Below are 23,322 nucleotides of genomic sequence, written 5' to 3'. Positions count from 1 at the left end.
TCAGCTCCTTAATTGCCGCTGACCAAGTTGGCCAGATATTTTCGGGTCATGACCGAGGTATTGGTCAGACGTTCGGCCGGGATTTTCGGTGTGTAGGAATATACGATGGGGACTTGGCCTTTGCTGAATGCGTCGACTAAATCGTAGTCGTAGTCCAAGCTCAGAGAGAAGCCGACGATGGATGGCAACGTACTCATGTAGGTACGGACGGTTTCCAGCAGGCTGTCAAGCAAGGCTTCGTCAATCGGGCGGTCGACATATTGCAGCTCAGCGCGACGGATGGACTCGTCAATCAAGTCGCCGGTACGTTGGGCTACCTCAAAGTTCTTGATGTGAGAAGTAGTTGGGAAACAGGCAAGACGGTTGCCCCACATACGATACCCAGTACCATAGCTATTGAAGACGGTAGTAATGCCTTTTTCATTGAGGCGGTTGGTTTCGGACTGCGGGTCGTCGGCGCGAGCAGTCAGACCGATTCCCACGCCGGTTACGCCCAAGAGTTCGCGGTTAGATTTGCTGAACCAATAACCCTGCTCAACATCGGTCTTCATGCGCAGACCGGCAGCGTGGGTAGCCAGTGATTCCATACCCAACAGACCGATCACATGCGGGAAAAACAGCTCGGCACGGTCGCTTGATGTCTGAAAATTAATCGTACCCAATGGCCCACGGCCTTCGAGAGCTTTGCTCAAGGTCGTGCCTTCAGGTGCGTTGATATAGGCAATTGCATTCAGGTTGTCGGCCACGGCAATCATTTTGGCGGCGACGGTAGCCGTTTTGTCGTAATTCGGCACAATAATGATTTTGGCATCTGCGCCTTGGCGATTGTAGCCTTCTGAGAGCAGCTCCAAGCCCGTGCGCTGTCCAGTAGCCGCGACATATGCACCGATGATGTCGGCCTCTGTTACTTTGGTCGGGTCTACGTAGCTGTAACTGATTTTCGGGGCGGTCGGTTTGGTTTTATACACAATCTCGCCGGTTAGCGCGTTGATGGTGTAGTGCTGGCCTTCGATCAGTGCGGCTGCGCCGTCAGTCAGGGCATAACCGATCAGAAGTGCAGGTTTGTCGGTATAGGCCGTCAAGGTATTGCTGTCGACGGTCAATACTTCGTCCTGTACTTGGGTCTTATGGCGTGCGGGATCGCACACGTTAATCACATAAGCCACACCAGAAGCATAACGTGTCCAAATATTGGCCGCGTCAGGCAATGTAAAGCCTTTACCGGTCAGCTCACCGCCAAATTGTGCAAAGTCTTTCTTGGTTTGACACACAGTCAATTCGTTGACCGCACCGACTGGTGCAGTACCGACAATAGCCGTAATCGCACCGTCAACGGTATAGACAGGATTAGAACCACCGTCAATACGGATGGTCTCCGTACCATGATGATAGGCTGCTGCCATTATGAATTCTCCTTAGTTTTTAAATCAGGGTTTAATGCATTTCCATTCAAGCGGCCATGCACCTTAATGAGCAAGGGATTGGTATTGGGCTTACAAACTTCGACTTGTTGAGTTTCCGTCTGAACGGTCAGCTCATACTGCCATGCACCGGCATCTTCGTTTAAAAAACGCTCTTGCAATAAATGACACGGAAGACAGTTTGGAGGGCGGAAGCCGACAATCGCCAACCTAGCTTCGTCTAAAATTGCCAGTGTGCCTTCATCGCCGTGCAGATTGCTGCCGATAACGGTTAACACCAGCGTCATGTCGCGCTGCTGGGCAATGTTGCCCAAATGTTCCAAATCAGTGAACTTACTGCCACCGTAGCCCACTAAAATCGCACCGGTCGGGTGGATAAACTGGTATTCAGACGGCCTTTCGGGGAACGCTTCCACGATGACCCATGGAATGGCCGTCTGCAAATGCTCAACTACCGCGTCAATAACAGGACGTGTCGCACTCACAATCAATACCCCGTCATGTCAATACGCGAACCGCCACGCGTGTGGTACGCACCTGGCTCCGGCTGCGCCTCTTTGTCCAAAGTATCAACGCCGATATGTATTTTTCCGTCGCGGATGGCTTCTAACGTTTTCAGAGTCGCGTTGTAGGCAGTCTCCAACGTTTTCGGAAAATCCGCCCGATTGATGCGGCGCGAGTGCAGGAAATGGCGGGCAATGTTGATACACAATGGCGGCAACACAGTCGGCACTGACTTGAGCGGCAGCGGGTAGCGTCCGCGCAAGTAGCCGTCAACCAAATCACAGGCATACCGAATCGCTTCATCGACCACATCCCAGTCAGGGTCAGTCGCGCGCGGCTCATCGTTGGTCAACTGCACCAATTCCGGCTTACTCATAGCCTTGAGCATATTTTCGGCGTTGATGTAGTACATTACGCGTCCGCCTTTGTTTTGCGTTGCGTTTTGGTTTTGGACTCAGGATCTTCAGTCGGATTAGATTCAGACGGCGTTTTCTCTTGAGCTTCTGCCTGTTGTGCATCCAGCTCTTCGCCTGTAGTTGCCGTCGGCGTCACATGAGCGGCCACTGATTCGTATTGTTCAGGTGTCAACTCAACTGCTTCACCTGCTTCCACACGGAATTGCTTACCGGCTTCGTCTTCAAGAATCAATGCAGTGTTTGCGATATAAACCTTAGCCATGATTAACCTTTCAACAATACACGAACAGTTTCACCTGCGGCGGTTGCAGCAGTCAGAGCCGTACCGGCAATTTTTGCCGCACCGGATACTGCACAGCCTTGTGCGTCTGCACCTACTTCGGCACCGATAGCCACTGCGCCACCTGATTCGACAACAGCAATACCGACCACATCGACTGCAGCAGTATCACCAGTTTCAACATCATATGGAGCGACACCCAAAACGGCCTCGCCGGCTTTAGCCTGTGCACCTTTAAAATTAACAAAGCGGTTTTTCACAATTGCGCCTGTCGCGGTAATGGTAGTTACCAGTACCACTTGTTTGGTTTGAGCCATTTAAACCTCTACTTTCTGCATAACTGCATTTTCTTTCAAACGATAAGCTTCCAATTCCCACAGATGGCGAATAGCATCTTGGTATGCCAATTCACAGCCCATCTGTTCATCAAAAATATCGTGGCTAAGACAAGCCGCCTTACCAATCACGACAAAACCCGATTTCAGGGTCAACGAGCAAACGATTGCAGTTGTCTCACCCACACGGTGATAATCAGCCTTATCAATCTTGTTTTCGATTTCTTGAGGTGTAATCTTTAAGCTCATATTTTTCTCCCTAGCCGTCTAGGCACTTCAGACGGCCTTGTCAATTAATCTACGGTGTTTTCAAACAAGAAACCGCACGCACTACCCACCACAGCCGCTTTGCGGATATCGGTATAACGAGCATATTCGACTTTGCCGCCAACTTCTTCATAACGGTCGACCACAGGCATGCCACGGCGGCGGAAGGTATAGCCGAATGCAGGTTCGCCTTCGTCATTGCCGTCTGAAACCAATTCGGGTCGAACAATCAGACTGGCAAATTTGCCCCAAACGTCCTTGGTGGGTTTGCCGGTTGCAACAGATGAAACAGCCTGACCGACAATGATGTCATCCAGTTCCAGCAGGTTTTTCAACTGTTCAACAGTCAAGAGAGATTTACGGTCATTGGCGGACAGAGAAGCGAGGAGAGCCTTATTGCGCTTGAGTTGAGACAACACGCTGGCACCTACTACCAATACGCCGGGGCGCACACCGCAAGCTGCACGGACGGTTTCACGTGCACTTTCAATATCGGCCAACGGGTCTGAATTATCGGCACTCCACTTTTTCGTAGCCGCCAAATCTTTAGTGTGGCCACTCTGATAAGCAGATTTCGCCTGCAGCAAAGCAGCCGTTTCGATTTCTTGGCGCAGTTGCACACCCTTGGTAGCGCGACGGGTAGCTTTGGCTTGCTCGTTAAACAGCGATTCCGCTTGCTCACGGTAATCCACACCAGCCGCTAAATCGTGTTCTTCCAACACAATCGGCAGATAGTTCGGCGCATCCAAAGTAATCACGTTAGACGCTGCGCCGACGGCACGCTTGGTGTCGTATTCGACAAAAGAGCCTTTGCCGAACACCGGCACCTGTACGCCTTCTTTATCAGTGAATACTTGAGGGAAAATTTTCTCGGCAATAAATTCCGCGTTTTTATAACCGACTGCCAGATTGGTTAAAACTGGATCGACCTGACCGCGAAGGCGGCGCAAATGAGAACTCATCGTTCATCCTTTCAAATTGAAATGCGACGACATCGTCGCTTTTGGGTTAAACGGCGGTACGACGTGCCGCTTCTTCGTAGGTGATGCCTTCTTTGGCTGCCAAAGCCACAGCACGTTCGTGATGGCTCAGCGCATCAGGATTAGCCGCTTCGGCAAAATCGGCTGGCAGTCCAGCGGCGGCCATAGGAGTAGTCCCTTTGGTATAGTGGCCGCTTGGCAATACTTCCGGGAGGTTGCGCAAGAATTGGCGCAACGCTTCGCCAATGGTGCTGCCTTCGCCAAAATCGACGCTGGTATGTTCGGGGTATTCCGTGAAGTCCAATACCTGCACCACCAAATCCTTATCAGCGGGTTTCAGACGGCCTTCTTTTACCAAGGCTTCGGCAAATTCGGCATTCTGATCATGTTGACCTTCACGCAAGGCTTGGTCTTGCTCGTCTTGCAAGCGTTTCAGCTCTGCTTCCGCAGCGGCTGCCTTAGCTTCGGCTTCTTCACGGGCGGCTTTTTCGGCTGCCAGTTGTTCTTCGGGCGACATAGAGGTCTCCTTGTTTTCATGGGTTTGAGATTCGTTTGGGGTTACAGGGTCGGCAAATGCCGGTGTGGGCGGTTCGGGCTGCCAGTCTGCCGATTCTTCAATGTCGCGAATTCCCCAATCGGCAACGACTTTATCGGCGGTGGCCGCGTCGTACTGCTCAATCAGCCACTCACGCAGACGGCGGAAAATCGAGGCCGTGCGGCGGTGTGCATATTCGGAAAACTCGACATACTCATCGTCTTCAGCAAAATTAATGGCGGATAAACCTTTTACCGCAGGTGGTTGCGCACCGAGAAAACCGACATGGCGCAGATACCAAGAGCCTGGCTTCGGATTACTCGGGCTGTCGGGCGGATAGAAACTGGCCGACACTTTTTTGTAACGGCCGCTTTGTACAAGACTGACAAAATCATCGTCCATTTGCGCAAAATCGGCCGACAGCACACCACCATCGGCTTGCAGACTGCCCACCCAGCCATAGGCCGGAGCATCGGTCTTCGGATGGCCGATAACCAGTGGTGCTTCATGCAGCTTTGGATCATATGCAGCAGCTGCCTGAGCCACATCCGCATCGGTAATCGTCACTTTTCGGCCGTTATTGTCAGTACGCGTGCCGGATTTAAAAATTTCAAACAACTTTTTCACAAAAAAAGCCCCATCGGATTGATGAGGCTATTTTGACAAAGGCCGTCTGAAACGGCTTTTAATGCGGTTTAAAACATGTTTTCCTCAAAATGCGCAAAAACGGCATTTTTAGCGAGTTTATGGCTCAGTGTAGGCAAACCCCCGACCGAGCCGAGAAACGCGATATAAAAGCGGTCAGGACAAAACCTGACCGCCATTCCGTTTTATTACGAGACTTATCCAAACAAATCAGTCTGTCTTTTCGACCTTTCCGCATCTCCGACTGCTTTCACAATGCGATAGATTTGTTGAACAGTTAAATCAAATTTCTTACTTAACGCTGCATGATTCTTACCATTAAATTCCCGATATACCTGTTGGTCTCTTTCCGATACCTTGCCGATATGGTTCTTCGGGATATAAATCAATTGGCCTCCCCAGTTATCCGTAATGAATCTTGCCACCTTCTTACTTACCACCTTCGCCTGAGTTTTATCCAACATCGGCAGCTCAGAACATAAACAGGCAGACATTTGGTCTTCCAAATCGGTCACCAGCTCGGGTACGCGTTCATCAGCCACTTAGCACCTCCAGTTTTCTTTCCTCGCGTAACAACCATTGTTTCAAGTGTTCAATGACCTTCTGTGCATTATCAATATCAAGCCAGCCATGATAATCAACGCCGACCATACGCTTTACAAACCTACCCAAAGCCAGCTCGGACGGATTTCTTACTGCACCGATACCGTGTAGCTCAAGCCATAACGCACGTATTTTTTTAATTTGGCCATCAACCGCAGGATGGGCAGGCCGGACTTTAATATCCAGCTTGTCACTTTTAGCCTGCGCTTTTGTCGTTACTACAAAACCACGCGCCTTCAGAGCCGTTACCACCAGTTCTAACTCATCGACCGACAACTTAGTGCTGCTCGTTTTCCCGCGCGAAATATTGGCCAATAGCGTACGGTACTCGCTATCGGCCATCATCAACTGCGTTTTACCGACGTGAATCAGACGGATTAAACGCTGTTTTTTCGCTTTTGCCGTTTCCATGCTAATCCTTTCTTTTCACATACTGAAACGCTGTTTCATATATTTAAATAAATCAATATATTATGCATGATTCTACATTTGCCGGTAGTCATTTGGCAAATAAAAAAGGCCGTCTGAAAGTTTCAGACGGCCTTTTTTATAGCCTGGCTATGGATTGACTGCTTTTTTCAAATCCGTACCGGCTTTAAATTTAGGCGTAGTATGGGCAGCGATGACCAATGCCTCGCCGGTCTTAGGGTTACGACCTTGACGTTCTGCCTTGTCTACAACATAGAACGTACCGAAACCGGTTAATCGAACCTCGCCACCGGCAATCAGCTCGTTAGTCACAACAGTCTCAAAGGCATTCAAGACATCAGCTGCAGTAGATTTACTTACGTTTGCTTTTTCGGCCAATGCGGCCACCAATTCAGTTTTATGCATGATTAACTCCAAATGATTTAATAAAAACGGCAGACCGTGCCGCGCGGTTAAACTCTTTAATCTTTTCCGTCCAGCCAGTTGTCTTCATCTTGGTCTTTCCAATCGTCTACCCGAAATACCAAGTGGATTAACCAATAGACGAAGATTGAGGCAGAAAATAAAAACAGCAGCATAATCACACTTTCGCAATATCCAAGTTCATCAGCTGATACTCGCCGTCTTGACCACGTTCGTAAATTCGTACAAATTGCTTGCTTGTATGAACTTGCAAACTATCGCTCAAAGCATCCATAGCGCGTTGCCATTTCTCATCTTTAATTGCCAACCGGCGCAGCCCAAGAACACGAGCAGTAGAGATATTGCCTTCTTTATCAACCTGGAATGCCGCATTAATGAGCGTTTTCAACTCCGTCCGGCTGCCCTCAGTCCACTCATTGATGCACTCATCAATCAAAGCCTTGGCGGCAAGCAGACCTTCATCAAAGACCAGCGTGTCCTGCATAGCAAGATTTACACGATATTGCCCGTCGAAGCTGTGAAGAGTGACATTGCCTTTCTTGCCGCCCAACGATACGTCGTAACGGTCGGCGGAGAGCTGTACAAACGCCGCAATATCCTCGACAGCACCACGTTTGAAATCCACAATCTTTTCTTGTACCGACCGAGCCTTTCCTGCCAGCTCCATGACCAGCTCGTCGCGCAATAAATCCATTTCCTTAATATTGTCTACCGGCACCAAATTACCTTTTGCATCTTTGCGGTATTTGCTCAAATCCAGTTCATTCATTTTTAATACCTTTCTGCCTGTCGGCATATATCTTTCTACATTCATCCACCGTCCGGTGGCGTTGGCCGTGTATCCAATCCCTGTTCATACAGGGTGCAGTTTTCAATACTGCCAACTTCTGTTTCAATGCTTTTGCTTGCTGTTTACCGTATGTAGTAGGAGTATGTTTTTCATCCAACCTAGGCGCCATCTTTATTTCCAAAGGCGGCAGATAGCGGATTAAGTCAGATGGATTCGGCCATTCGTTCTGTGAGACAGCGATACTCTCAAACGCCATTTTTACCCTTGATACATCACGATCAGGCTGCCATTTTTGTTTGAGCAGAAGGCCGTACCACACTTGGGCTACCGCCGTCAGGTCTTTAGCAGCCGGTCGGCCTTTTAGATTTAAGGCAGATAGCAACATAAACCCTTTGGCGATTTCCTTTTTCAACCATTCATGCTGGTTCTCCATTTCCTGCCCACTCCATCAAATTCCCCACACCGGTACGAAGCTTTGTCCCTGATTCAGCCGCATTACAGACAGCAGGAGTTGAAGCCATTCTTTCCGGCTGCCAAAATGTAATGTTTTCCAGTAAAAATCCGTGACTTGTCAGTGGAGTTTTCAGACGGCCTGAGTCACGCGCCTCAATACACCGGTTTGCAGCCCAAATCCATGCTTCACGGGGAGCTGCATATTGCTTACGGTTGCGCTCGACCATCCTTGCCTGAATCATAGGCAGCAAATCTCCCAATAGCTTTGAAACTCTGTTAAAACTTAAATCCTTTTCAGCCGGACGAAACAGTGTCAAATACCGCAATATCGCTTTGACCAGCTCGTCCGAAATGCCGGTCAGGGCAATCAGGGCTTCGCGGGCATCATCATGGGCGATTAATACATCCAAGCTCATCACCGCACCGCAGGTAGGGCAGCGTACTTTCATGTTCTTGCCTCCATCAGCCTTTTGAGGCTGCAATAAACCAAGTCGGAAAAATCAATAGCCGCATCACATGCCTGATCACCATCTTCTACATCCACCGGAGGGAAATAAAACAACCCGTTTCTCCAAGATGTATTTGCAGCGACAACCGCATAAACTTCTTCAAGCGTACAGCCCTCATTCAGCTCTTTACTTAGGTAATCTGTATCGCCTTCTTGGTTTCCCAAAGCAGTATCCTGAGTAACCTTGATAATGCCGTCACGGGCTATATTTAGATAAATTGTCATATCGCTGCCTCCAAATCCTTACGGCTCAAACACCGCAATGCCGTCTGAACCACATCCTCAATTTCATCCGATAGCCGAGACGACACATACATCATCACAAACTTACCCGACACCGTTGTCAGCTCAGTGACAAGATGACCGCCTTTTTCGCGCCATACCGACACTTTGATTTTGCTGTAATCCCTGTTCATTTTTCCGCTCCGATGGGCTCCAAAACTACGCCTGCCATTTTGTCCGTATCGCTCATTCCGCCATACACCGCCTCCCATAACTGGTCGGCAACCTCTTTATCGCAGTTTGGCTGTACAGATTTACTGCTAATGGTTTCCCACAAAAAAGCTTGACCAGCCCCAACGATGAAACACAAACAGATAACTTTAATTTTCGTACGCATATTCATCTCACACCCCCCGTACCACATCGCCGTCAACAAGTTCAAACCCCAATTCCGCCGCCTGATTCATCGCCGCAGCCACAAGATTGTTGACGGCCAGCGGATAGAGCAGGCTGTTCTGTTCAATCCCTTTGCTCGTTCTGCTCTTCACAGTCAAACGTTCCGCAACCGCATCCACCGCACTTTGGTTCAAAATTTTTGAAACATCCGCACCGACCCGGGCAAACTTGTGTTTCAAATAGCCTTCCAGCTTGCCGTCAGTCAGAGGCAGGAGGGTAACTACCTCGCAACGTTGCACCACCTCGCGCACAGCAGGATTGTTTTCGCTGAGCTTTTGCGCCAACTCCGTCTGACCGATTAAGACGATGCCGAGCAGTCGTTCAAAACCGTTCTTCAGCTCAAAAAAGCGTTTCAAGTGTTTCAGGGTCGGCAGAGGCAGGCCATGAGCCTCTTCAATCAGCAGCAGGTGCTTGTTACCGGCTTTTGCGCTTTCAGTCAGAGCGCGATGGATTTGGCGGAAACGAGCCTCCGGACTGCGTTTCGGGCTTGTTCCAGGCGCAACCGCCTCCAAAATTGCCTCAGCGATATGTACCGCTTTGAGTGTCTTGCCCTTTTGGTCGTTGTCTTCCATTGCCAGCACATAAGGCTCAATCAACACAATCTGACGGCCTTCGCGGTTGATACGGTCTTGCAGGTCTTCGCGCAGTGTAGATTTACCCGCGCCGCTTTCACCGACCACTGCCACAAAACCGCCATGACAGGCCGTCTGAAACATTGCCTCACGTACATAACGCACATCTGACGTCATATACACATCGTCTGCCGACTGGATTTCATCGTTGAACGGGTCGCGGAATAATCCAAAATGCTGTTTTGCGGCTTGGTTCAGGGTTGCTTTTCGTAGTAACATCTCATTGTCCTTGTCTTCGTAAGTTGCTTGGGCAGGTGCGGTTTCCGGCTCGTTTCTCAGGCTCGCTGGGATTTCCGCACCATTCTTTTCAAAAAATTGTTTCAATTTCCTTCGCAGCTCGGCTGCGTTTTTTTTCGGCCATTGCCCGTGATTGACTACCGCTACCAGCATTGGCTTGCTGCATCCGATTTCGGCTGCGACGGCGGCATAGGATTTGCCGATTTTTTGAAAACTTTGTTTCATCGTTTCCTTTCCGCAAATGCGACGACGTCGTCGCATTTGCCTAACCGGTTTTATGTAATTTCAGACGGCCTGCCGTTTTCAGCTTGTCAAAAACCGCTTCCAACTGACTGGCGGCCACACCGTCCGGATAATGTTTGGTAATGAGCACAACAGCCTGTTTCCAGTCTCCACCTTCGGCTTCGATACGCGGCTTCAACAGCTTCGCTATTCCCACCTTGCTCAATACCTGCTCGGCGACTTCCATCCGGTTGTATTCCATCTGCTGGCCGCCACGATCCAAATAGAGCGTATTGCGTGTAGCGAGCGTATCTTCCTGGTGTCTGAATGGATCTATAGATCCGCCGAACGGTACAGCCTTGCCTTTTCGATTGGCTGCCGCCTGCTCCAGCGTTTCCGCTCCCATAGCCATCTTGTCGAGTTCCTTAGCATATTGCTGGGCATCGGTATTCCCCGGTGCCTTGTACTCCTCACCGATGACTGCCGAATCGGCTCTGAAGCCCATATCGTCAAACACCACTTCCGGCACAGCCACCCATGTTTCACGGCCGTCTGCATCAAACGTTGCCACTCGCGCTCCGTTCTCTTCCCAAGGGTTTTTGGCTACTAAAACCTTCTGCCCAACTAATATGCCCTGAATGGCTTTCACACTGTAGAAACGACCGCCGAAGCGTATTTCCAAATCAGCCGATACCTTGGCTTCTTTTGGCGCACTGATTGCCAGCTCACGACAATATTCCGCAGGAGGCGGCAGGATCAGCTGCTCCGGTTTGATTTTGTTCCACGCCTGATAGCGGGTCATACCGTGACGGCTGTGAATCTGCGTACCGTTGTAGTAACGCATCCAACGCTCTGCCAGGGCATTCAGTTGGTCGATATCGTGCACCTCGGTAAAGCGCAAACCGCTTTCAAAAGATGTTTCCACAATGTCATTGGCTTTCTCTACCTGACCTTTGGCACGGGGGTTGCCGGGTTTATTGATCTGCACATGCACATCAAGCGACTTGCACAGCGTTTTAAAAGCAGACGACGTATTCGCACTTCCCGGGTCAAGCATGACCATGCGCGGCACACCGCGTATAGGATCCTTATGCACATCCTCCTTGGCTTGCATCATGAAGATGAAGAAATCGCACAAGTTCGCACTCGTCTCGCCACCGAAGTAGTACCGGGCGACAATCGTTCCACTGGCATGGTCGGTGCCGGTGTAACGCCACACGCGGTCTTGCTCAATCTTCACAACATTTTTAGGTTTGTTTTTGTAGAATTCCTCCTCTTTCATCACCCTAAGCCCCGTATCCTTGCCGTGTCGCGGCAGGTAATACAAAACACACAAACTAGGGTCGATTTGCCAGCAATGATTCGGATGTTCAGATTTCATACGGCTGACAGGATCAGGCTGAAGTAATTGGTCGGGATGTAGCTTGTACTCTCGTAAAGCCCGGGTAATGGTGTTTTCAGAAAGAGGACTTACTTCCCCCGTTTCCTCATCAATCCGCGCCGCCTCGATTTTGCCGTTGGCTCGCAGCATCTCCACTGCTTGCTTGACCGACATCAACCGCTTGCCGTTGCGCCTCATGGCCTCCACCAGTACAGCCGAAATCAGTTTGGCTTCTTCCAGCTTCAGTTCCGTTTTACCGGCATCGCTTCGCCGTTTTCGGCTCGGCTTAACACTCACAGACTCCAATTTCCGATAGAGCGTAGCGAGCGATACCCCTAAATCCTGTGCCGACCGTTTCAGATACTCCGACCGTTCTCCCCGTCCAAGCAAAGCGGCTTGAGCCTCGATTTCAGTCAGTCTTTCTACCAATCCGGCGTTCATGATTTATTCTCCCAACCACTCCGGCGTCTCATCTTGAGGGGCTTCCATCGGTAGAGCGTAGCTCTCGCGGATGCCGTTGCAATCCAAAATAATCTGATTCAACGCCCCGACCATTTTTGCCTGATGACTAATCCCGTGCGCCTCACTGTGCGCATTAAGTTGGTCGAACAAATCTTTCAGACGGCTAACTTGACTGCGGATACCGACCTCAAGACTTGATAACTGCATCGTCAATTCACTGCCCACATCTTCCGCCTTCGGCTCTCTTACACCGGTTTGCTTCTTAGCCAGCTTTTCGGCCAGCTCGTCGACCTTCTTGTTCTTGTCGGCAATGACTTTGTCTTTCGCTTCCGCCGTCTCGCGGCTCTCGCGCAAGGCCACACGCAGCTCCTTAACAGTCATACGGTCAACATCATCAAGCGTATTGCCGTTGATTTCGCCGCCTTCGGCAAACTCCAACAAGGTGTCGTCATCTTCCACCAGTAGCTCCAGCAGTTTGGACTTTCCAAGTTTCATCAGCTGTGGCTGCGCCTGTTTCATTTTTGGGTCAATAAAGCGCAACGTGGCATTCATTAAGCGTTGCGATTCACGTCGGCCTAAGCCAAACTCTTTTTCGGCAATCTCAGCAAAACGGCCATGCGGCGTATGCTCTTTGATGATGATGAGTGCGCGACCCAGCTCAAACATACCTTCCATTGTTTGGCGTACCGCAAAACGTCCACGTTCAATCCAAACAGCCTCGTTGTAAGCCTCGCCATTTGAAAAACGATCCATAACCGCCATGCTGTGTATTGCCAGTTCGTTTGCCGTTGCGCCAACCGCGTGTCCTAATACTTCCATTTTTATCTCCTGCAAATGCGACGACGTCGTCGCATTTAATAAACTCGTTGTTCAATTTCCTGCAAACGTGCAGTCAAACGTTCTTGTTGCTGTCTGAAACGTTCCGCGATTTGCAAGGTTTTAATGCTGTAAGCAAAATTTCCGTTATCCAGCTTGACCACTAAGCCCTCGGCAATCAAGTCTTCCAAGTCCCGGCTGACATGTACCGGCGAAATACCGAGGCCGTCTGAAATTTCCTTGTTACTGATGCCGATAATCGGATGGGCTTCCAATGCCTTAAAGACTTTTAAAAGTCGTACGCCTTTGGCACTCATCACGCACTCCGTTTCACTTCATCCAATTTGGACTTCATCCCCAACTCAACCGCGATTTCATGCGCCTTACCACGGCTTGCCTTAACGTTTCCATTCAAAATCCGAGACACATAAGTCGGGTCATAGCCACGCGCATCGCACCAATCCTTAATCGTTTCACCGCGCTCTCGGAAACCTGCTTTTATTTTTTCTGCTTTCACGGAATATCTCCTGTTTCGTTCTCGTGTTAAAATTCCTGATTGTTTAAAGATTTAAACAATCTTGGTTAAATGTTGTGTAAATAATAGTGGAAATATCCCACTATTGCAAGGTTTATTTCCACTTATTTGAGGAATTTTAGGCATGGTTTTGGAGAAAATTAGGCAGGTTATTGAATTTAATAAGATTACACTTGATGAATTTGCCGAAAAAATTGGAGAAAAACCAACCAGATTGAAGGATGTACTGCGAGGAAAGCAGCGTCCACCGCTAGAAATGATCCAATCCATAGTGGAAAATTTTCAAATAGATGCAAATTGGCTGATTGGAAAAGGAGGGAATTTCCACCCAATAGAGGAAATTGACAAAGATGAATACGCATACATTCCCATGTATGACGTAGAAGTGTCCGCAGGGAATGGCGCGGCCGCCTATGGAGTGGCAGAGCCGGCCAACCACTTGGCTTATCGCAAAGACTGGCTTAAGTTACGCGGCCTGTTTGCCAAAGACCTCAACTGTGTCACCGCACGTGGAGACAGTATGGAGCCCACCATCCATAGTAAAGACATGCTCTTGGTGGATACCTCAAAAAACAATCCGCGAGACGGACAAATTTACGTTATCCGCTCAGGAGAAACGCTTTGGGTCAAACGCATCCAAAAACAGATTGACGGCAGCCTGCTGCTGATTTCGGACAACGAAACCTATCCGCCGATGTCATTGATGTTGGCAGACCACCCCGATATTCAGGTCATCGGCCAAGTGGTTCAAATCTCAAAAGACCTTAATTAACTTACAATAGGAAAAAATGATGACAGAAACGAATTACTCTTTTGAAGGGCTGGTAATTGAAAAAATTATTACCCATCGTATTTATCCGAAAAATGAAAATAGAGAGCGTGTAGAACCTAAAATCAGTACACAGTTGATTAATTTGCCTATTACGGCAAGAAGAACATTGGAAAACAGGCTGACCAAAGCTTTGGGTAATAAATCTCATGGCATTGAAATGTCTATTGCCAATACGGCTGAAAATAGTTTTTTTCAGATAGCAGCAGCCATACAACTCAAAGACGAAGCAGAGTTTATTGAAGATTCCGCACAATTTGCTCACATGTTGACCGATGCACAACTGAATACAAATGCACCGGGTGGTATTTTGTTGGTTTTAAAAGGTAGAGTTGGAGATACTGGTAAGCCATTTTTATGTGTGATTAAGGCTGAGCCTCAAGATGGGTTCAGGACCAAAGAAGAGGATGACTTTATCACGATTGAATTCTTAGAAGAATTATTACTGACCGATTCAGCAAGATTATTCAAGATAGGTTTTTTGGTGGCTGAAACAGTAAGGCCGCTAGAGCAAATACAATCTGAGAATTATCGAGCTTTTTTGTATGACCATCTGATGACACAAACGGAAACTAAACCGGCAGCTTCCTATTTCTATCAAGTATTCTTGGGTATGAGTATAGCTGCTTCTTCCCGTAAATTGACGCAGAATTTTTTTGAGTGGACACGCAATTTTATCGATAACTCTGATTTAAGTGATGATGCAAAATTAGATGCGCATGAAGCATTGCGCGTTACATTGAAAAGTGCGGAAGCAACCATTAGTGTAAATAATTTTGCCCAAAATCATTTACCTCAAGAAAAACGAACAGCTTATACAGACTTTATGGTGGCAAAGGACTTTCCTCAAAATGCCGTAAGTAAAGATATTGAATATATTAAAACTCGTTTACGCAAACGGAGGTCTTACGGATTTAGTAACGGTGTAGTTATCTTGACTCCTCCCGAGCATACTCAAGACTATATGGAAATTGCGCCAACGGAAGATGGGGAATATACTGTTGTCACAATTAAAGGACAGTTACAACAACAAAAATGAGTGATATTGATGATTTCAAAAACTATTTAGAAAGCCATCAAGCGGCATTTGCCGCTTGGGGTAGATTTGTGGCTGAAGAAATTCAAAATCAATTATCCAATGTCATTTCTCCTGTTCCGGTTGCCAATTTTCTAAAAATTGAAGCAAAGCCTAGAGTCAAAGAGATTTCTTCAGCTCTGGCCAAGATTGGCCGAAAAAATTACACTTCACCTCAAACTCAAATGACTGACTTGGTCGGCGTACGTTTTGTGGTATTGCTTGCGGAACATATTCAAATAGTTTGTGAAATCATTGAATCCTCATCTCAGTGGAATGCTAAAGTTTCGAAAGATTTTGCAGATGAAATTCAGCAAAATCCCAAAGCATTTGACTATCAATCCAAACATTACGAGATTCGTCCTAAACAAGCATTCATTACACCCGAAAATGTCAGCATCCCTGCTGATTTGTGCTGTGAAGTTCAGGTGCGTTCTTTACTCCAACATGCTTATGCAGAGCTGGTTCATGACAATATATACAAGCCTGACGGCAATGTTCCAAAGAAAGCAGAGCGCGAAGTCGCGAAGAGCATGGCTTTGATGGAAACTACAGATGACTTATTTAGTCGTACTCTGGCAATTTTGAAAGAAGCAAATCAACCACAAGAAGAACTTCTTCCCCAATTATCACAGCTTTATCAAGAGGAAATAGGGCTTGTTCCTGAAGTTGATAAAAAAACCAATATGATTTTTCTAGAAACATTTCAATCCAGCATTGACCCTTCAAATATTCTTGCTAATATCCGGTCACTTTTGAATGAGAAGAAATATCTTGCTAATCGGATAAAAGAAAATGCTGAAGAAATGTATTTTTTCAGTCAGCCAGCAGCTTTGTTGGTTTATTGGCTGATTGAGAAAGTTGGTGCAGATGAAGTATGTAAAAACTGGCCTTTGCCTGCATACAACAAAAACCTGAAATTCATTTGTACTGATTTGGATAAACAACCATCCCATGAACTCTTTTAACCCCCTTTAAAAGCCCATTCAGACGGCCTTTCCTACAATCCCTGTATTGATTTCCAACTCAATACAGGGATTTTTCCATGTCAGACAAATTCAACCAATTCATCGAACGCGTCCTCTCCCACGAGGGCGGCTACGTCAATCATCCCAAAGACCCCGGAGGAGAAACCAACTGGGGCATCACCAAGCGCACCGCACAGGCAAACGGCTACAACGGCTCCATGCGTGCCATGACACGCGAACAAGCTATCGGCATTTACCGTCAAGCATTTTGGGAACGCTATCACGCCGATCAAATGCCGGAAGCGGTTGCGTTCCAATTCTTCGATGCCTGCATCAACCACGGCCATGGTAATGCTGCCCGTATGCTGCAACGCGCCGCAGGCGTGCCGGACGACGGCGTTATCGGAGCAGTCAGCCTCAAAGCCATCAATTCACTTCCGGAGAATGACCTTCTGCTCCGTTTCAATGCCGAACGTTTGGTGTTTTATACCAAGCTCGGCACGTTCACATCATTTGGCAAAGGCTGGATTCGCCGCGTGGCACAAAACCTGATTCATGCGTCTGCAGATAACACCGATTAAAGGGAGACAAACCATGTCAAAAAAGTCACTCATCGCCCTAATGACCGCAGCCATGCTGCCCGATTTCAGCCACAGCGACCTGGGCATTCGCTACGCCATGCCGACTCAGGGGTGTTGGACTCAAGCCCACCGCAAGAGCGGGGTAGCCGCCGCGAAACGCGCAGCCAAAAAAAAGCGTCGCAAATAACCGCCTTTTTCAAATGGTTGGGCGGCTTGGTATCTAATCCGGCCACAGGGAAAATCAGCCATACCAAACTATGGGCAAACGTGGCAGCCGCCTCTATGACCTATAAGTTCTCGCAAACAGCGGATGCGCCGGAATGGCTCTGGTGGGCTTATGGCGCATTGGTCGGCGGGTATGCATTAATCAAACGCGGCATCGCGGCGATTCCGCAGGTCGCTGAAATCCATAAAGGAAAAGACGATGTGGAAAACGCTTAACCCTATTTGGCAGACCCTGATTCTGATTTTGCTGATAGCAGGTGCAGTACCAACGATTTATTTCTGCGGCTATAAGTCCTCGGCAAAGAAGGCGGAAGCTGAAAAAGCCGAAGTCATTGCTACTTATCAGGCTTCAGCCTTGGTCGCCGAGCAGCTCTATACCGAAAAGCTCAAAGCGGCTAATGAAGAAAAACAGCGTTGGTTTGATTTCGCACAAGCACAAAGCCGCGATTTGGCAACCGCCTATCAGCAAATCGGCCGCCAAGCGGCTCAATTGGAGAAGCAGATTGATGAAACTGTACAAAAAGACGGCAACCGTTTTAACGGCCTTGGCACTAACAGCGTGCAACTCTACAACCGTGCCCTCGGCCACGATTAAAACCGTTACCGTAGCGGAAATCCCCCCCGTCTCTTCCGAGCTGCTGCTCGTTCACGAACGCCCCGAGCGTCTGAGTGGCGGCTCTCCCGAACAACTTTTAAACCACGCCGTCCGCTATGGCGAATACTGCCAAAAACTGGAAAAACAAATTTCTGGCTGGCAGACATGGTACAAGAAAGGCCGTCTGAAAAATGACTGATTTTGCCGACCGCGCATCCGAACGCGAAGCCATCTTTCTCGCAGCATCACTGGCAAAGCATCAACCGCCGTCTGAAACCACCGCCAGCCTCAGTCATTGTGAAGATTGCGGTGCGCCGATACCAAAAGCAAGACAACAGGCAGTCAAAGGCTGTACACGCTGCGTTGTCTGCCAAGAATATTTTGAACACGGATGGCCATAAAAATGGAAAAAACCTTTATTCACATCGAGTTTTGGCAACTTGTCGGCTTTTTACTCTCATTCCTCGGCATCTGTTTCACCTTCGGCAAAATGCTGCTGGCGCAATTCCGCGAGCAGCAGGACGAACGCCAAAAACAGCAGGAACGCCTACAGGGTAAAGTCGAAATCATGGAAAACAAACTGGCGGAATTCAATGCCGGCCTGCCGCTCACATACGTCCTGCGCGAAGACTACATCCGTAATCAAGTCGTCCTCGAAGCCAAACTCGACAACGTCGCAGAAAAACTCACTGAAATCTACAAAATGGAAAGCGTAAAAAAATGATTAGCCAGGAACTGATCGCCAAACAACGGCGCGAGGGTATGCGTTGGAACATTATCAACACCCTTAATAAAGCCCGACCGCACACGACAAGCGAAACCTTCTTGTTGGACATCATGAACGCGATTTACCCGCAAACCACCGCACTGGAGCTACGCCAACAACTTGATTATCTGTCTGACCGCAAAATGGTAGACCTCAATAAAGCCCCGCACGGCCTGTGGTTTGCCGACTTGACCAGTTTAGGTGTCGATATTGCCGAATATACGGTGGAGTGCCGTGCCGGTATTGCACGGCCTGAGAAAGTATGGAGCTAGGCATGGCGCAACGCAGCAGCATTGAAAAACTCCCCGAAGCCATCCGACATGAATTTGAACGGAAGCTGGTAGAAAACGGTTTTTCAGACTACCAAGCCATTGCCGAATGGCTGCAAGACCAAGGCTATGAAATCAGCCGCTCAGCCGCCCATCGCTACGGCCAAAAAGTGCAACGTCGTTTCGCTGCCATCAAATCCAGCACCGAAGCCGCGCGACTGATTGCCGAAGGCGCAGCCGATGAAGGCGATACCCGTAGCGAAGCCCTGATGGCCATGCTGCAAACCGAACTGTTCGACGCATTGGTAGCCATAGGCGAGATGGACAGCGAAGAATTAAACGCGCTCGACCGTTTCGGCGTGATGGCCGAGGGTGCGAAGAAAATTAGCGGTCTGATTTCCGCCAGCACACGCCTGAAAGAGTATCAGGCCAAGGTCAAAGCCAAAGTACAGGCGGCCGCCGAAGATGTAGCCAAGCAGGCCAAGAAAGGCGGCTTGTCTGAAGAATCGATCGAGGCCATCCGCAAGCATATTTTAGGGATTGCATCATGACGCCGTCTGAAATCCGAAATACCCGCCCATCAGAAGACCGTACCCCTACGGTCTTATTGCCGTATCAGCAGGCTTGGTGCGCCGACCAGTCGCCCGTGAAACTATGCGAAAAATCGCGCCGTATCGGTTTGAGCTGGGGCGAAGCAGCGGACACCGCGCTGCTGGCCGCGTCCGCCAAAGGTATGGATGCATGGTATATCGGCTATAACAAAGACATGGCCTTGGAGTTTATCCGCGACTGTGCAGGCTGGGCGAAGCATTATCAGCTGGCGGCAGGCGAAATCGAAGAAACCGAGGAAGTGTTTGTCGAAGGCGACGACCGCCAGTCGGTGCTGGCGTTTGTCATCCGTTTTGCCTCGGGCTACCGCATTACAGCCTTATCTAGCCGGCCTTCTAACCTGCGCGGTAAACAAGGCCGTGTGATCATTGATGAGGCGGCGTTCCACGAGCAGCTTGGCGAGTTGCTTAAAGCGGCAATGGCCTTGCTGATGTGGGGCGGCCAGGTGCATATCATCTCTACGCATGACGGCGTAGACAACCCGTTCAACGAGTTGATTAACGATGTACGTGCAGGGAAAAAACCTTATTCCGTCCACCGCATTACCTTTGACGAAGCGGTCGAACAAGGCTTGTACCGCCGCATCTGTCTGCGTTTGGGCAAGGATTGGACACCCCAAGGCGAAGCCTCGTGGTGTAAGGAAATCCGCGATTTCTACGGTGAAGATGCCAGCGAAGAGTTGGACTGTATCCCGAAAAACGGCGGCGGCAAATGGCTGAACCGTGCCTTAATCGAAAGCCGTATGACCCCATACACGCCGGTTATCCGCTACGACCAGACCGACGACTTCGGCCTGCTGCCCGAACCGCGCCGTGCTGCCGAAGTGGCGGACTGGATAGCCGATACCCTGCAGCCGCTGCTCGACAGTTTGGACAAAACCTGTGTTTCTTTTGTAGGCGAAGACTTTGCCCGCTCGGGCGACCGCACCGTGATTGTGCCGCTCTTACAAAGCAAAGACCTGATTTTAAAACCGCCGTTTGTTTTGGAGCTGGGCAATATGCCGTTTGCCCAGCAGGAGCAAATTATGCAGCACCTGTTGGCCAAGCTACCCAATCTGCGCGGCGCGGCCTTGGATGCACGAGGCAACGGTCAATCTCTGGCAGAAGCCATGCGCGATGCGTTCGGCGCAGAAGTGGTGGAAGCCGTGATGCTGTCGGAAAACTGGTACCGCACCCATACCGCTCCGTTCAAAGCCGCCCTTGAAGACGGCACACTCGACGGCCTGCCGCGAGATGAAGACATCCTCACCGATTTACGTGCGTTCGAATTAGTCAAAGGCGTGCCTCGTATTCCGGACACCCGAACCAAAGGTCAAGACGGCAAAAAACGCCACGGCGACGCAGCGATTGCCTTTGTCCTTGCCCATTACGCTAGCCGCGAACTCAATGCTGGACCGGTACGCGTGGCCAGCCGCCGCGTGCGTCGAATTAGCAGAACAACGCATGGCTTTTAGGCCGTCTGAAAAGAGAATCCCATGAAAAAACCGCATTTCAAACTCAAAACCAATCATGGCAACATCACCTTCAAACCCGATGATCTGACCGGCCATATCGCCGTCTCACGCCAATTTTTAGGCGGTTTCGGCGGTTGGTTGCCTAATCCGGACCCGATTTTGCGTAAGATGGGTAAGCAAATCCATGTTTACCGCGAATTGTTGCGCGACGAGCTGGTCGGTAGCTTCGTGCGCCGCCGCAAAGCCGCTGTGGCAAGGCTGGATTGGAAACTCAGCGGCGATGAAGTCGAAGATCGTGTATTGGATTTTGTCGAAAATTGGCTGGCTGCTGATGTAGATGTTTATAAGATCTGCAAAGACATCATGAATGCCGCATTTTTCGGCTATCAGCCTATCGAAATTATCTGGCAAAAAGGCAGTCAATGGCTGCCGTCTGAAATTGTGGCCAAGCCGCAGGAATGGTTCGGATTCAATGATGAGCGTGAGTTGGTTTTTACCGAAAACGGCTTGAGCCAAAAACCGCTACCGCCTTATAAATTTCTGTGTCCGCGCCATGAGGACGACTATCTTAACCCTTATGGCCTAGGTGATTTGGGTTTGGTGTTTTGGCTGGTAACTTTCAAACGCGGCGGCATGAAATTTTGGGTAAGTTTCACCGAAAAATACGGCGCACCTTGGCTCATTGGCAAAGAGCCACGCTCCAATACCCATAGCGACACCGAAAAGTTGCTCGACGCATTGGAAGCTTTAATAAGTAATTCGGTCGGCACGATTCCGAATGATTCCAGCGTCGAAATCCACGAAGCCAGCGGCAAGTCATCATCAGTAGATGCATTCGACAAGCTGCTGAAAGAGTGTAAGTCCGGCATCAACATTGCCTTGCTTGGCCAAGACCAAACCACCGACAAAGAAACCAACCATGCCAGTGCCAGCGCGGGCTTGGAAATTGCCGACGATATCCGTGACGGTGACCGCCGTATTGTCGAAGCGGCGTTTAACGAATTGATTGAATGGGTGGTGGAACTGAATTTCGGCGATGTGGCTTGTCCGAAATTCGAACTGTTTGAAAACGAGGAGGCGGGGACGAAAGAGCGTGCCGAGCGTGACAGTATGCTGTTCAGTGCGGGTGTGAAATTCACCCCGCAATATTGGAAACGCACTTATGGTTTGGAAGACGGCGATATCGTTGAAGAAGATGCCATTATCCCGACCGCTGCTGACTTTGCCGAAGGTTGGGATGGCACAGAAACCGATGCAGGCTTGATTTTAGATACGCTTGCGCCCAATGCAGGCCGTCTGAACCAACAAGGCCGCGACCTGACTGCCTTATTGGTGCAGGATTTGCAGCGCGGCGAAACCGAAGACAATATTCTCGACCGCTTGGCCGAGCAGTTCCCGAATATGGATGACACCACCTTGCAAAACGAGCTGGCGCGTGTGATTTTCCTGTCCGGTTTGGTCGGCCGCATTGAAGCGGCGCAGGAGATGAGCTGATGAATCCGGAAGACATCAAGGCAATTTTCGGCCTAGAGCCGGAAGCAGCGGTCGAATATTTGAAGCAGAAAGGTGTGGCCGTTTCGTGGGATTGGCAGGACATGCTGGACGATGCCCACGCCACCGCCTTTACCGTGGCCAAAACCGCAGGCATGGACGTGGCCAACGACATTTATCGCGCAGTCGTCAAAGCTACAGAGACCGGACAAACGCTGGAGCAGTTTCAGAAAACACTCACGCCGGTATTGCAAAGCAAAGGTTGGTGGGGACGCACCCCAACAACCAATCCGGACACTGGCGAAGCCCAAACTGTTCAACTCGGTAGCCCGCACCGCCTGAAAACCATCTATCTGACCAATATGCAGTCAGCCTACATGGCTGGACGCTACGCTGAAATGATGGATTCTGTCGACACCCACCCGTATTGGCAATACGTCGCTATAAACGACAGCCGCACCCGTGACAGCCACCGTAGAATGCACGGCCGTGTCTATGCAGCAGCCGACCCGGTTTGGGACACCATGTATCCGCCGTTGGATTTCCGCTGCCGCTGCCGCGTGCGTCCATTATCACGCGCCGCAGGAGAAAGCCGTGCCTTACCTAGTCCGACACTTGAGACTCAAACCGTCGACATCGGTAGCAACGAATACACCGGAGAAGCCCGCTATGCCCAACGCACCGGCTTGCGGATTGACGGAAAGTTTGTTGCCCCAAGCGCAGGCTTCAATGCCAACCAAGGAAAAGCCATGCTCTCGCGAATGGCTTCCGTAGCCGTCCAAAAAGCACAATCCGTTCATCCCGATATTGCACGTGTAGCCTTAAAAACCATGATGACCGACAGCAAATTCAAATCCTCATTATCTGCTGTCGATTTGGCATGGGTACTAAAATTAATCAAAGGTTAGA

General features: G+C 49.5%; 37 protein-coding genes and 1 pseudogene. 16 read left to right on the top strand and 22 right to left on the bottom strand.

The features are described from left to right. Positions 1-8: 8 nt before the first annotated feature. The 22 genes from O3681_RS07100 to O3681_RS06995 form a co-directional block, all read right to left on the bottom strand. Positions 9-1,403: a phage tail sheath family protein gene (locus tag O3681_RS07100; RefSeq protein ID WP_371459605.1), complete on the bottom strand. Its 1,395-nt coding sequence runs from the start codon at positions 1,401-1,403 to the stop codon at positions 9-11. After that, positions 1,403-1,906 (bottom strand): Gp37 family protein, encoded by a 504-nt coding sequence (locus O3681_RS07095; protein WP_049332827.1) that lies wholly within the window; start codon positions 1,904-1,906, stop codon positions 1,403-1,405. The genes O3681_RS07100 and O3681_RS07095 overlap by 1 nt, the downstream gene beginning before the upstream one ends. Positions 1,907-1,908: 2 nt before the next feature. Continuing rightward, the gene (locus tag O3681_RS07090) at positions 1,909-2,337 is read right to left on the bottom strand and encodes a gp436 family protein (RefSeq protein WP_070616075.1); all 429 of its coding nucleotides are present in this window, start codon (positions 2,335-2,337) and stop codon (positions 1,909-1,911) included. Beyond that, positions 2,337-2,603, bottom strand: a complete 267-nt coding sequence (locus O3681_RS07085) for a hypothetical protein (RefSeq protein WP_063068501.1) — start codon at positions 2,601-2,603, stop codon at positions 2,337-2,339. The genes O3681_RS07090 and O3681_RS07085 overlap by 1 nt, the downstream gene beginning before the upstream one ends. Before the next feature lie 2 nt (positions 2,604-2,605). Beyond that, positions 2,606-2,938: a capsid cement protein gene (locus O3681_RS07080; protein ID WP_063068500.1), complete on the bottom strand. Its 333-nt coding sequence runs from the start codon at positions 2,936-2,938 to the stop codon at positions 2,606-2,608. Continuing rightward, complete coding sequence (locus O3681_RS07075; protein ID WP_070616079.1) at positions 2,939-3,205, bottom strand: Gp49 family protein; 267 nt, start codon at positions 3,203-3,205, stop codon at positions 2,939-2,941. It lies immediately after the preceding gene. Positions 3,206-3,249: 44 nt separating this feature from the next. Then, on the bottom strand, positions 3,250-4,185 hold the full coding sequence (locus tag O3681_RS07070) for a hypothetical protein (protein WP_371459604.1): 936 nt from the start codon (positions 4,183-4,185) through the stop codon (positions 3,250-3,252). Between the two features lie 46 nt (positions 4,186-4,231). Next, a complete protein-coding gene (locus O3681_RS07065; protein ID WP_371459603.1) occupies positions 4,232-5,305 on the bottom strand; it encodes a 2-oxoacid:acceptor oxidoreductase in 1,074 nt (357 codons plus the stop codon). Positions 5,306-5,580: 275 nt separating this feature from the next. Continuing rightward, positions 5,581-5,925: a Mor transcription activator family protein gene (locus O3681_RS07060; protein ID WP_079453739.1), complete on the bottom strand. Its 345-nt coding sequence runs from the start codon at positions 5,923-5,925 to the stop codon at positions 5,581-5,583. Next, complete coding sequence (locus O3681_RS07055; RefSeq protein ID WP_315611709.1) at positions 5,918-6,397, bottom strand: regulatory protein GemA; 480 nt, start codon at positions 6,395-6,397, stop codon at positions 5,918-5,920. The genes O3681_RS07060 and O3681_RS07055 overlap by 8 nt, the downstream gene beginning before the upstream one ends. A gap of 147 nt (positions 6,398-6,544) precedes the next feature. Further along, positions 6,545-6,820: an HU family DNA-binding protein gene (locus tag O3681_RS07050; RefSeq protein ID WP_070646936.1), complete on the bottom strand. Its 276-nt coding sequence runs from the start codon at positions 6,818-6,820 to the stop codon at positions 6,545-6,547. A gap of 175 nt (positions 6,821-6,995) precedes the next feature. Next, on the bottom strand, positions 6,996-7,607 hold the full coding sequence (locus O3681_RS07045; RefSeq protein ID WP_070712813.1) for a DUF3164 family protein: 612 nt from the start codon (positions 7,605-7,607) through the stop codon (positions 6,996-6,998). Continuing rightward, positions 7,600-8,040 carry a hypothetical protein gene (locus O3681_RS07040; protein WP_371459602.1) on the bottom strand — a complete coding sequence of 147 codons (441 nt, stop codon included), beginning with the start codon at positions 8,038-8,040 and terminating at the stop codon, positions 7,600-7,602. Before O3681_RS07040 ends, O3681_RS07045 begins: the two co-directional genes overlap by 8 nt. Positions 8,041-8,044: 4 nt before the next feature. Further along, positions 8,045-8,530, bottom strand: a complete 486-nt coding sequence (locus O3681_RS07035; RefSeq protein WP_371459601.1) for a hypothetical protein — start codon at positions 8,528-8,530, stop codon at positions 8,045-8,047. Further along, complete coding sequence (locus O3681_RS07030) at positions 8,527-8,814, bottom strand: hypothetical protein (protein ID WP_293198289.1); 288 nt, start codon at positions 8,812-8,814, stop codon at positions 8,527-8,529. Before O3681_RS07030 ends, O3681_RS07035 begins: the two co-directional genes overlap by 4 nt. Then, positions 8,811-9,005, bottom strand: coding sequence for a hypothetical protein (locus tag O3681_RS07025; RefSeq protein WP_293198286.1), 195 nt, complete (start codon positions 9,003-9,005; stop codon positions 8,811-8,813). The genes O3681_RS07030 and O3681_RS07025 overlap by 4 nt, the downstream gene beginning before the upstream one ends. Continuing rightward, complete coding sequence (locus O3681_RS07020; RefSeq protein ID WP_371459600.1) at positions 9,002-9,214, bottom strand: hypothetical protein; 213 nt, start codon at positions 9,212-9,214, stop codon at positions 9,002-9,004. The genes O3681_RS07025 and O3681_RS07020 overlap by 4 nt, the downstream gene beginning before the upstream one ends. Position 9,215: 1 nt before the next feature. After that, a complete protein-coding gene (locus O3681_RS07015) occupies positions 9,216-10,361 on the bottom strand; it encodes an ExeA family protein (protein WP_263341765.1) in 1,146 nt (381 codons plus the stop codon). 40 nt (positions 10,362-10,401) lie between these two features. Further along, positions 10,402-12,180, bottom strand: coding sequence for a transposase (locus O3681_RS07010; RefSeq protein WP_371459599.1), 1,779 nt, complete (start codon positions 12,178-12,180; stop codon positions 10,402-10,404). Positions 12,181-12,183: 3 nt separating this feature from the next. Continuing rightward, a complete protein-coding gene (locus tag O3681_RS07005; protein ID WP_141756559.1) occupies positions 12,184-13,026 on the bottom strand; it encodes a hypothetical protein in 843 nt (280 codons plus the stop codon). A gap of 29 nt (positions 13,027-13,055) precedes the next feature. Then, positions 13,056-13,334 (bottom strand): DNA-binding phage protein, encoded by a 279-nt coding sequence (locus O3681_RS07000; protein WP_049322374.1) that lies wholly within the window; start codon positions 13,332-13,334, stop codon positions 13,056-13,058. Then, positions 13,334-13,534 (bottom strand): DNA-binding protein, encoded by a 201-nt coding sequence (locus O3681_RS06995; protein WP_049322373.1) that lies wholly within the window; start codon positions 13,532-13,534, stop codon positions 13,334-13,336. Before O3681_RS06995 ends, O3681_RS07000 begins: the two co-directional genes overlap by 1 nt. Before the next feature lie 142 nt (positions 13,535-13,676). On the opposite strand from O3681_RS06995, the pseudogene O3681_RS06990 reads away from it, so the two are divergent. The 16 genes and pseudogenes from O3681_RS06990 to O3681_RS06915 all read left to right on the top strand — a co-directional run. Continuing rightward, positions 13,677-13,844, top strand: a pseudogene (locus tag O3681_RS06990) (helix-turn-helix domain-containing protein); the annotation flags it as partial. A 78-nt stretch (positions 13,845-13,922) separates the two neighbouring features. Then, complete coding sequence (locus O3681_RS06985; protein ID WP_371459714.1) at positions 13,923-14,324, top strand: helix-turn-helix transcriptional regulator; 402 nt, start codon at positions 13,923-13,925, stop codon at positions 14,322-14,324. A gap of 16 nt (positions 14,325-14,340) precedes the next feature. Then, positions 14,341-15,420, top strand: coding sequence for a nucleoid-associated protein (locus O3681_RS06980; protein WP_371459598.1), 1,080 nt, complete (start codon positions 14,341-14,343; stop codon positions 15,418-15,420). Then, on the top strand, positions 15,417-16,424 hold the full coding sequence (locus O3681_RS06975) for a GTP pyrophosphokinase family protein (protein WP_293198248.1): 1,008 nt from the start codon (positions 15,417-15,419) through the stop codon (positions 16,422-16,424). Before O3681_RS06980 ends, O3681_RS06975 begins: the two co-directional genes overlap by 4 nt. 77 nt (positions 16,425-16,501) lie before the next feature. Then, positions 16,502-17,005, top strand: a complete 504-nt coding sequence (locus tag O3681_RS06970) for a glycoside hydrolase family 108 protein (RefSeq protein WP_293198245.1) — start codon at positions 16,502-16,504, stop codon at positions 17,003-17,005. A gap of 13 nt (positions 17,006-17,018) precedes the next feature. After that, positions 17,019-17,192: a hypothetical protein gene (locus O3681_RS06965; protein ID WP_049322420.1), complete on the top strand. Its 174-nt coding sequence runs from the start codon at positions 17,019-17,021 to the stop codon at positions 17,190-17,192. Then, on the top strand, positions 17,117-17,446 hold the full coding sequence (locus O3681_RS06960; RefSeq protein ID WP_070646918.1) for a hypothetical protein: 330 nt from the start codon (positions 17,117-17,119) through the stop codon (positions 17,444-17,446). Before O3681_RS06965 ends, O3681_RS06960 begins: the two co-directional genes overlap by 76 nt. Next, positions 17,430-17,825, top strand: a complete 396-nt coding sequence (locus tag O3681_RS06955; protein ID WP_049322367.1) for a hypothetical protein — start codon at positions 17,430-17,432, stop codon at positions 17,823-17,825. The genes O3681_RS06960 and O3681_RS06955 overlap by 17 nt, the downstream gene beginning before the upstream one ends. Next, positions 17,806-18,024 (top strand): hypothetical protein, encoded by a 219-nt coding sequence (locus O3681_RS06950; RefSeq protein WP_049322366.1) that lies wholly within the window; start codon positions 17,806-17,808, stop codon positions 18,022-18,024. Before O3681_RS06955 ends, O3681_RS06950 begins: the two co-directional genes overlap by 20 nt. Next, complete coding sequence (locus O3681_RS06945) at positions 18,017-18,226, top strand: TraR/DksA family transcriptional regulator (protein WP_049332755.1); 210 nt, start codon at positions 18,017-18,019, stop codon at positions 18,224-18,226. Before O3681_RS06950 ends, O3681_RS06945 begins: the two co-directional genes overlap by 8 nt. Before the next feature lie 2 nt (positions 18,227-18,228). Beyond that, positions 18,229-18,549, top strand: coding sequence for a hypothetical protein (locus O3681_RS06940; protein ID WP_013448349.1), 321 nt, complete (start codon positions 18,229-18,231; stop codon positions 18,547-18,549). Next, complete coding sequence (locus O3681_RS06935; RefSeq protein WP_254321783.1) at positions 18,546-18,863, top strand: hypothetical protein; 318 nt, start codon at positions 18,546-18,548, stop codon at positions 18,861-18,863. The genes O3681_RS06940 and O3681_RS06935 overlap by 4 nt, the downstream gene beginning before the upstream one ends. A 2-nt stretch (positions 18,864-18,865) precedes the next feature. Continuing rightward, positions 18,866-19,411: a DUF3486 family protein gene (locus O3681_RS06930; RefSeq protein WP_371459597.1), complete on the top strand. Its 546-nt coding sequence runs from the start codon at positions 18,866-18,868 to the stop codon at positions 19,409-19,411. Beyond that, on the top strand, positions 19,408-20,922 hold the full coding sequence (locus O3681_RS06925) for a terminase large subunit domain-containing protein (RefSeq protein WP_254321784.1): 1,515 nt from the start codon (positions 19,408-19,410) through the stop codon (positions 20,920-20,922). Before O3681_RS06930 ends, O3681_RS06925 begins: the two co-directional genes overlap by 4 nt. A gap of 21 nt (positions 20,923-20,943) precedes the next feature. Next, the gene (locus O3681_RS06920) at positions 20,944-22,416 is read left to right on the top strand and encodes a DUF935 domain-containing protein (RefSeq protein WP_371459596.1); all 1,473 of its coding nucleotides are present in this window, start codon (positions 20,944-20,946) and stop codon (positions 22,414-22,416) included. Next, complete coding sequence (locus O3681_RS06915) at positions 22,416-23,321, top strand: phage minor head protein (RefSeq protein ID WP_371459595.1); 906 nt, start codon at positions 22,416-22,418, stop codon at positions 23,319-23,321. Before O3681_RS06920 ends, O3681_RS06915 begins: the two co-directional genes overlap by 1 nt. Position 23,322 lies beyond the last annotated feature (1 nt).

It is taken from the genome of Neisseria sp. 27098_8_158, from assembly GCF_041433145.1.
Taxonomy (GTDB): domain Bacteria; phylum Pseudomonadota; class Gammaproteobacteria; order Burkholderiales; family Neisseriaceae; genus Neisseria; species Neisseria subflava_E.
This window is presented reverse-complemented; position numbering and strand designations above follow the sequence as displayed.

What these genes read in the sequence shown, in the direction of transcription:
- O3681_RS06975 (WP_293198248.1), top strand. Translation starts at nt 15,417, where the DNA reads ATGAGTGATATTGATGATTTCAAAAACTATTTAGAAAGCCATCAAGCG.
- O3681_RS06920 (WP_371459596.1), top strand. Translation starts at nt 20,944, where the DNA reads ATGAAAAAACCGCATTTCAAACTCAAAACCAATCATGGCAACATCACC.
- O3681_RS06940 (WP_013448349.1), top strand. Translation starts at nt 18,229, where the DNA reads ATGGAAAAAACCTTTATTCACATCGAGTTTTGGCAACTTGTCGGCTTT.
- O3681_RS07015 (WP_263341765.1), bottom strand. Translation starts at nt 10,361, where the DNA reads ATGAAACAAAGTTTTCAAAAAATCGGCAAATCCTATGCCGCCGTCGCA.
- O3681_RS07075 (WP_070616079.1), bottom strand. Translation starts at nt 3,205, where the DNA reads ATGAGCTTAAAGATTACACCTCAAGAAATCGAAAACAAGATTGATAAG.
- O3681_RS07035 (WP_371459601.1), bottom strand. Translation starts at nt 8,530, where the DNA reads ATGAAAGTACGCTGCCCTACCTGCGGTGCGGTGATGAGCTTGGATGTA.
- O3681_RS06945 (WP_049332755.1), top strand. Translation starts at nt 18,017, where the DNA reads ATGACTGATTTTGCCGACCGCGCATCCGAACGCGAAGCCATCTTTCTC.
- O3681_RS07100 (WP_371459605.1), bottom strand. Translation starts at nt 1,403, where the DNA reads ATGGCAGCAGCCTATCATCATGGTACGGAGACCATCCGTATTGACGGT.
- O3681_RS07010 (WP_371459599.1), bottom strand. Translation starts at nt 12,180, where the DNA reads ATGAACGCCGGATTGGTAGAAAGACTGACTGAAATCGAGGCTCAAGCC.
- O3681_RS07080 (WP_063068500.1), bottom strand. Translation starts at nt 2,938, where the DNA reads ATGGCTCAAACCAAACAAGTGGTACTGGTAACTACCATTACCGCGACA.
- O3681_RS07030 (WP_293198289.1), bottom strand. Translation starts at nt 8,814, where the DNA reads ATGACAATTTATCTAAATATAGCCCGTGACGGCATTATCAAGGTTACT.
- O3681_RS06980 (WP_371459598.1), top strand. Translation starts at nt 14,341, where the DNA reads ATGATGACAGAAACGAATTACTCTTTTGAAGGGCTGGTAATTGAAAAA.
- O3681_RS07055 (WP_315611709.1), bottom strand. Translation starts at nt 6,397, where the DNA reads ATGGAAACGGCAAAAGCGAAAAAACAGCGTTTAATCCGTCTGATTCAC.
- O3681_RS07025 (WP_293198286.1), bottom strand. Translation starts at nt 9,005, where the DNA reads ATGAACAGGGATTACAGCAAAATCAAAGTGTCGGTATGGCGCGAAAAA.
- O3681_RS07090 (WP_070616075.1), bottom strand. Translation starts at nt 2,337, where the DNA reads ATGTACTACATCAACGCCGAAAATATGCTCAAGGCTATGAGTAAGCCG.
- O3681_RS07085 (WP_063068501.1), bottom strand. Translation starts at nt 2,603, where the DNA reads ATGGCTAAGGTTTATATCGCAAACACTGCATTGATTCTTGAAGACGAA.
- O3681_RS06985 (WP_371459714.1), top strand. Translation starts at nt 13,923, where the DNA reads ATGTATGACGTAGAAGTGTCCGCAGGGAATGGCGCGGCCGCCTATGGA.
- O3681_RS07000 (WP_049322374.1), bottom strand. Translation starts at nt 13,334, where the DNA reads ATGAGTGCCAAAGGCGTACGACTTTTAAAAGTCTTTAAGGCATTGGAA.
- O3681_RS06965 (WP_049322420.1), top strand. Translation starts at nt 17,019, where the DNA reads ATGTCAAAAAAGTCACTCATCGCCCTAATGACCGCAGCCATGCTGCCC.
- O3681_RS06955 (WP_049322367.1), top strand. Translation starts at nt 17,430, where the DNA reads ATGTGGAAAACGCTTAACCCTATTTGGCAGACCCTGATTCTGATTTTG.
- O3681_RS06935 (WP_254321783.1), top strand. Translation starts at nt 18,546, where the DNA reads ATGATTAGCCAGGAACTGATCGCCAAACAACGGCGCGAGGGTATGCGT.
- O3681_RS06915 (WP_371459595.1), top strand. Translation starts at nt 22,416, where the DNA reads ATGAATCCGGAAGACATCAAGGCAATTTTCGGCCTAGAGCCGGAAGCA.
- O3681_RS07020 (WP_371459600.1), bottom strand. Translation starts at nt 9,214, where the DNA reads ATGAATATGCGTACGAAAATTAAAGTTATCTGTTTGTGTTTCATCGTT.
- O3681_RS07070 (WP_371459604.1), bottom strand. Translation starts at nt 4,185, where the DNA reads ATGAGTTCTCATTTGCGCCGCCTTCGCGGTCAGGTCGATCCAGTTTTA.
- O3681_RS06925 (WP_254321784.1), top strand. Translation starts at nt 19,408, where the DNA reads ATGACGCCGTCTGAAATCCGAAATACCCGCCCATCAGAAGACCGTACC.
- O3681_RS06930 (WP_371459597.1), top strand. Translation starts at nt 18,866, where the DNA reads ATGGCGCAACGCAGCAGCATTGAAAAACTCCCCGAAGCCATCCGACAT.
- O3681_RS07045 (WP_070712813.1), bottom strand. Translation starts at nt 7,607, where the DNA reads ATGAATGAACTGGATTTGAGCAAATACCGCAAAGATGCAAAAGGTAAT.
- O3681_RS07050 (WP_070646936.1), bottom strand. Translation starts at nt 6,820, where the DNA reads ATGCATAAAACTGAATTGGTGGCCGCATTGGCCGAAAAAGCAAACGTA.
- O3681_RS06970 (WP_293198245.1), top strand. Translation starts at nt 16,502, where the DNA reads ATGTCAGACAAATTCAACCAATTCATCGAACGCGTCCTCTCCCACGAG.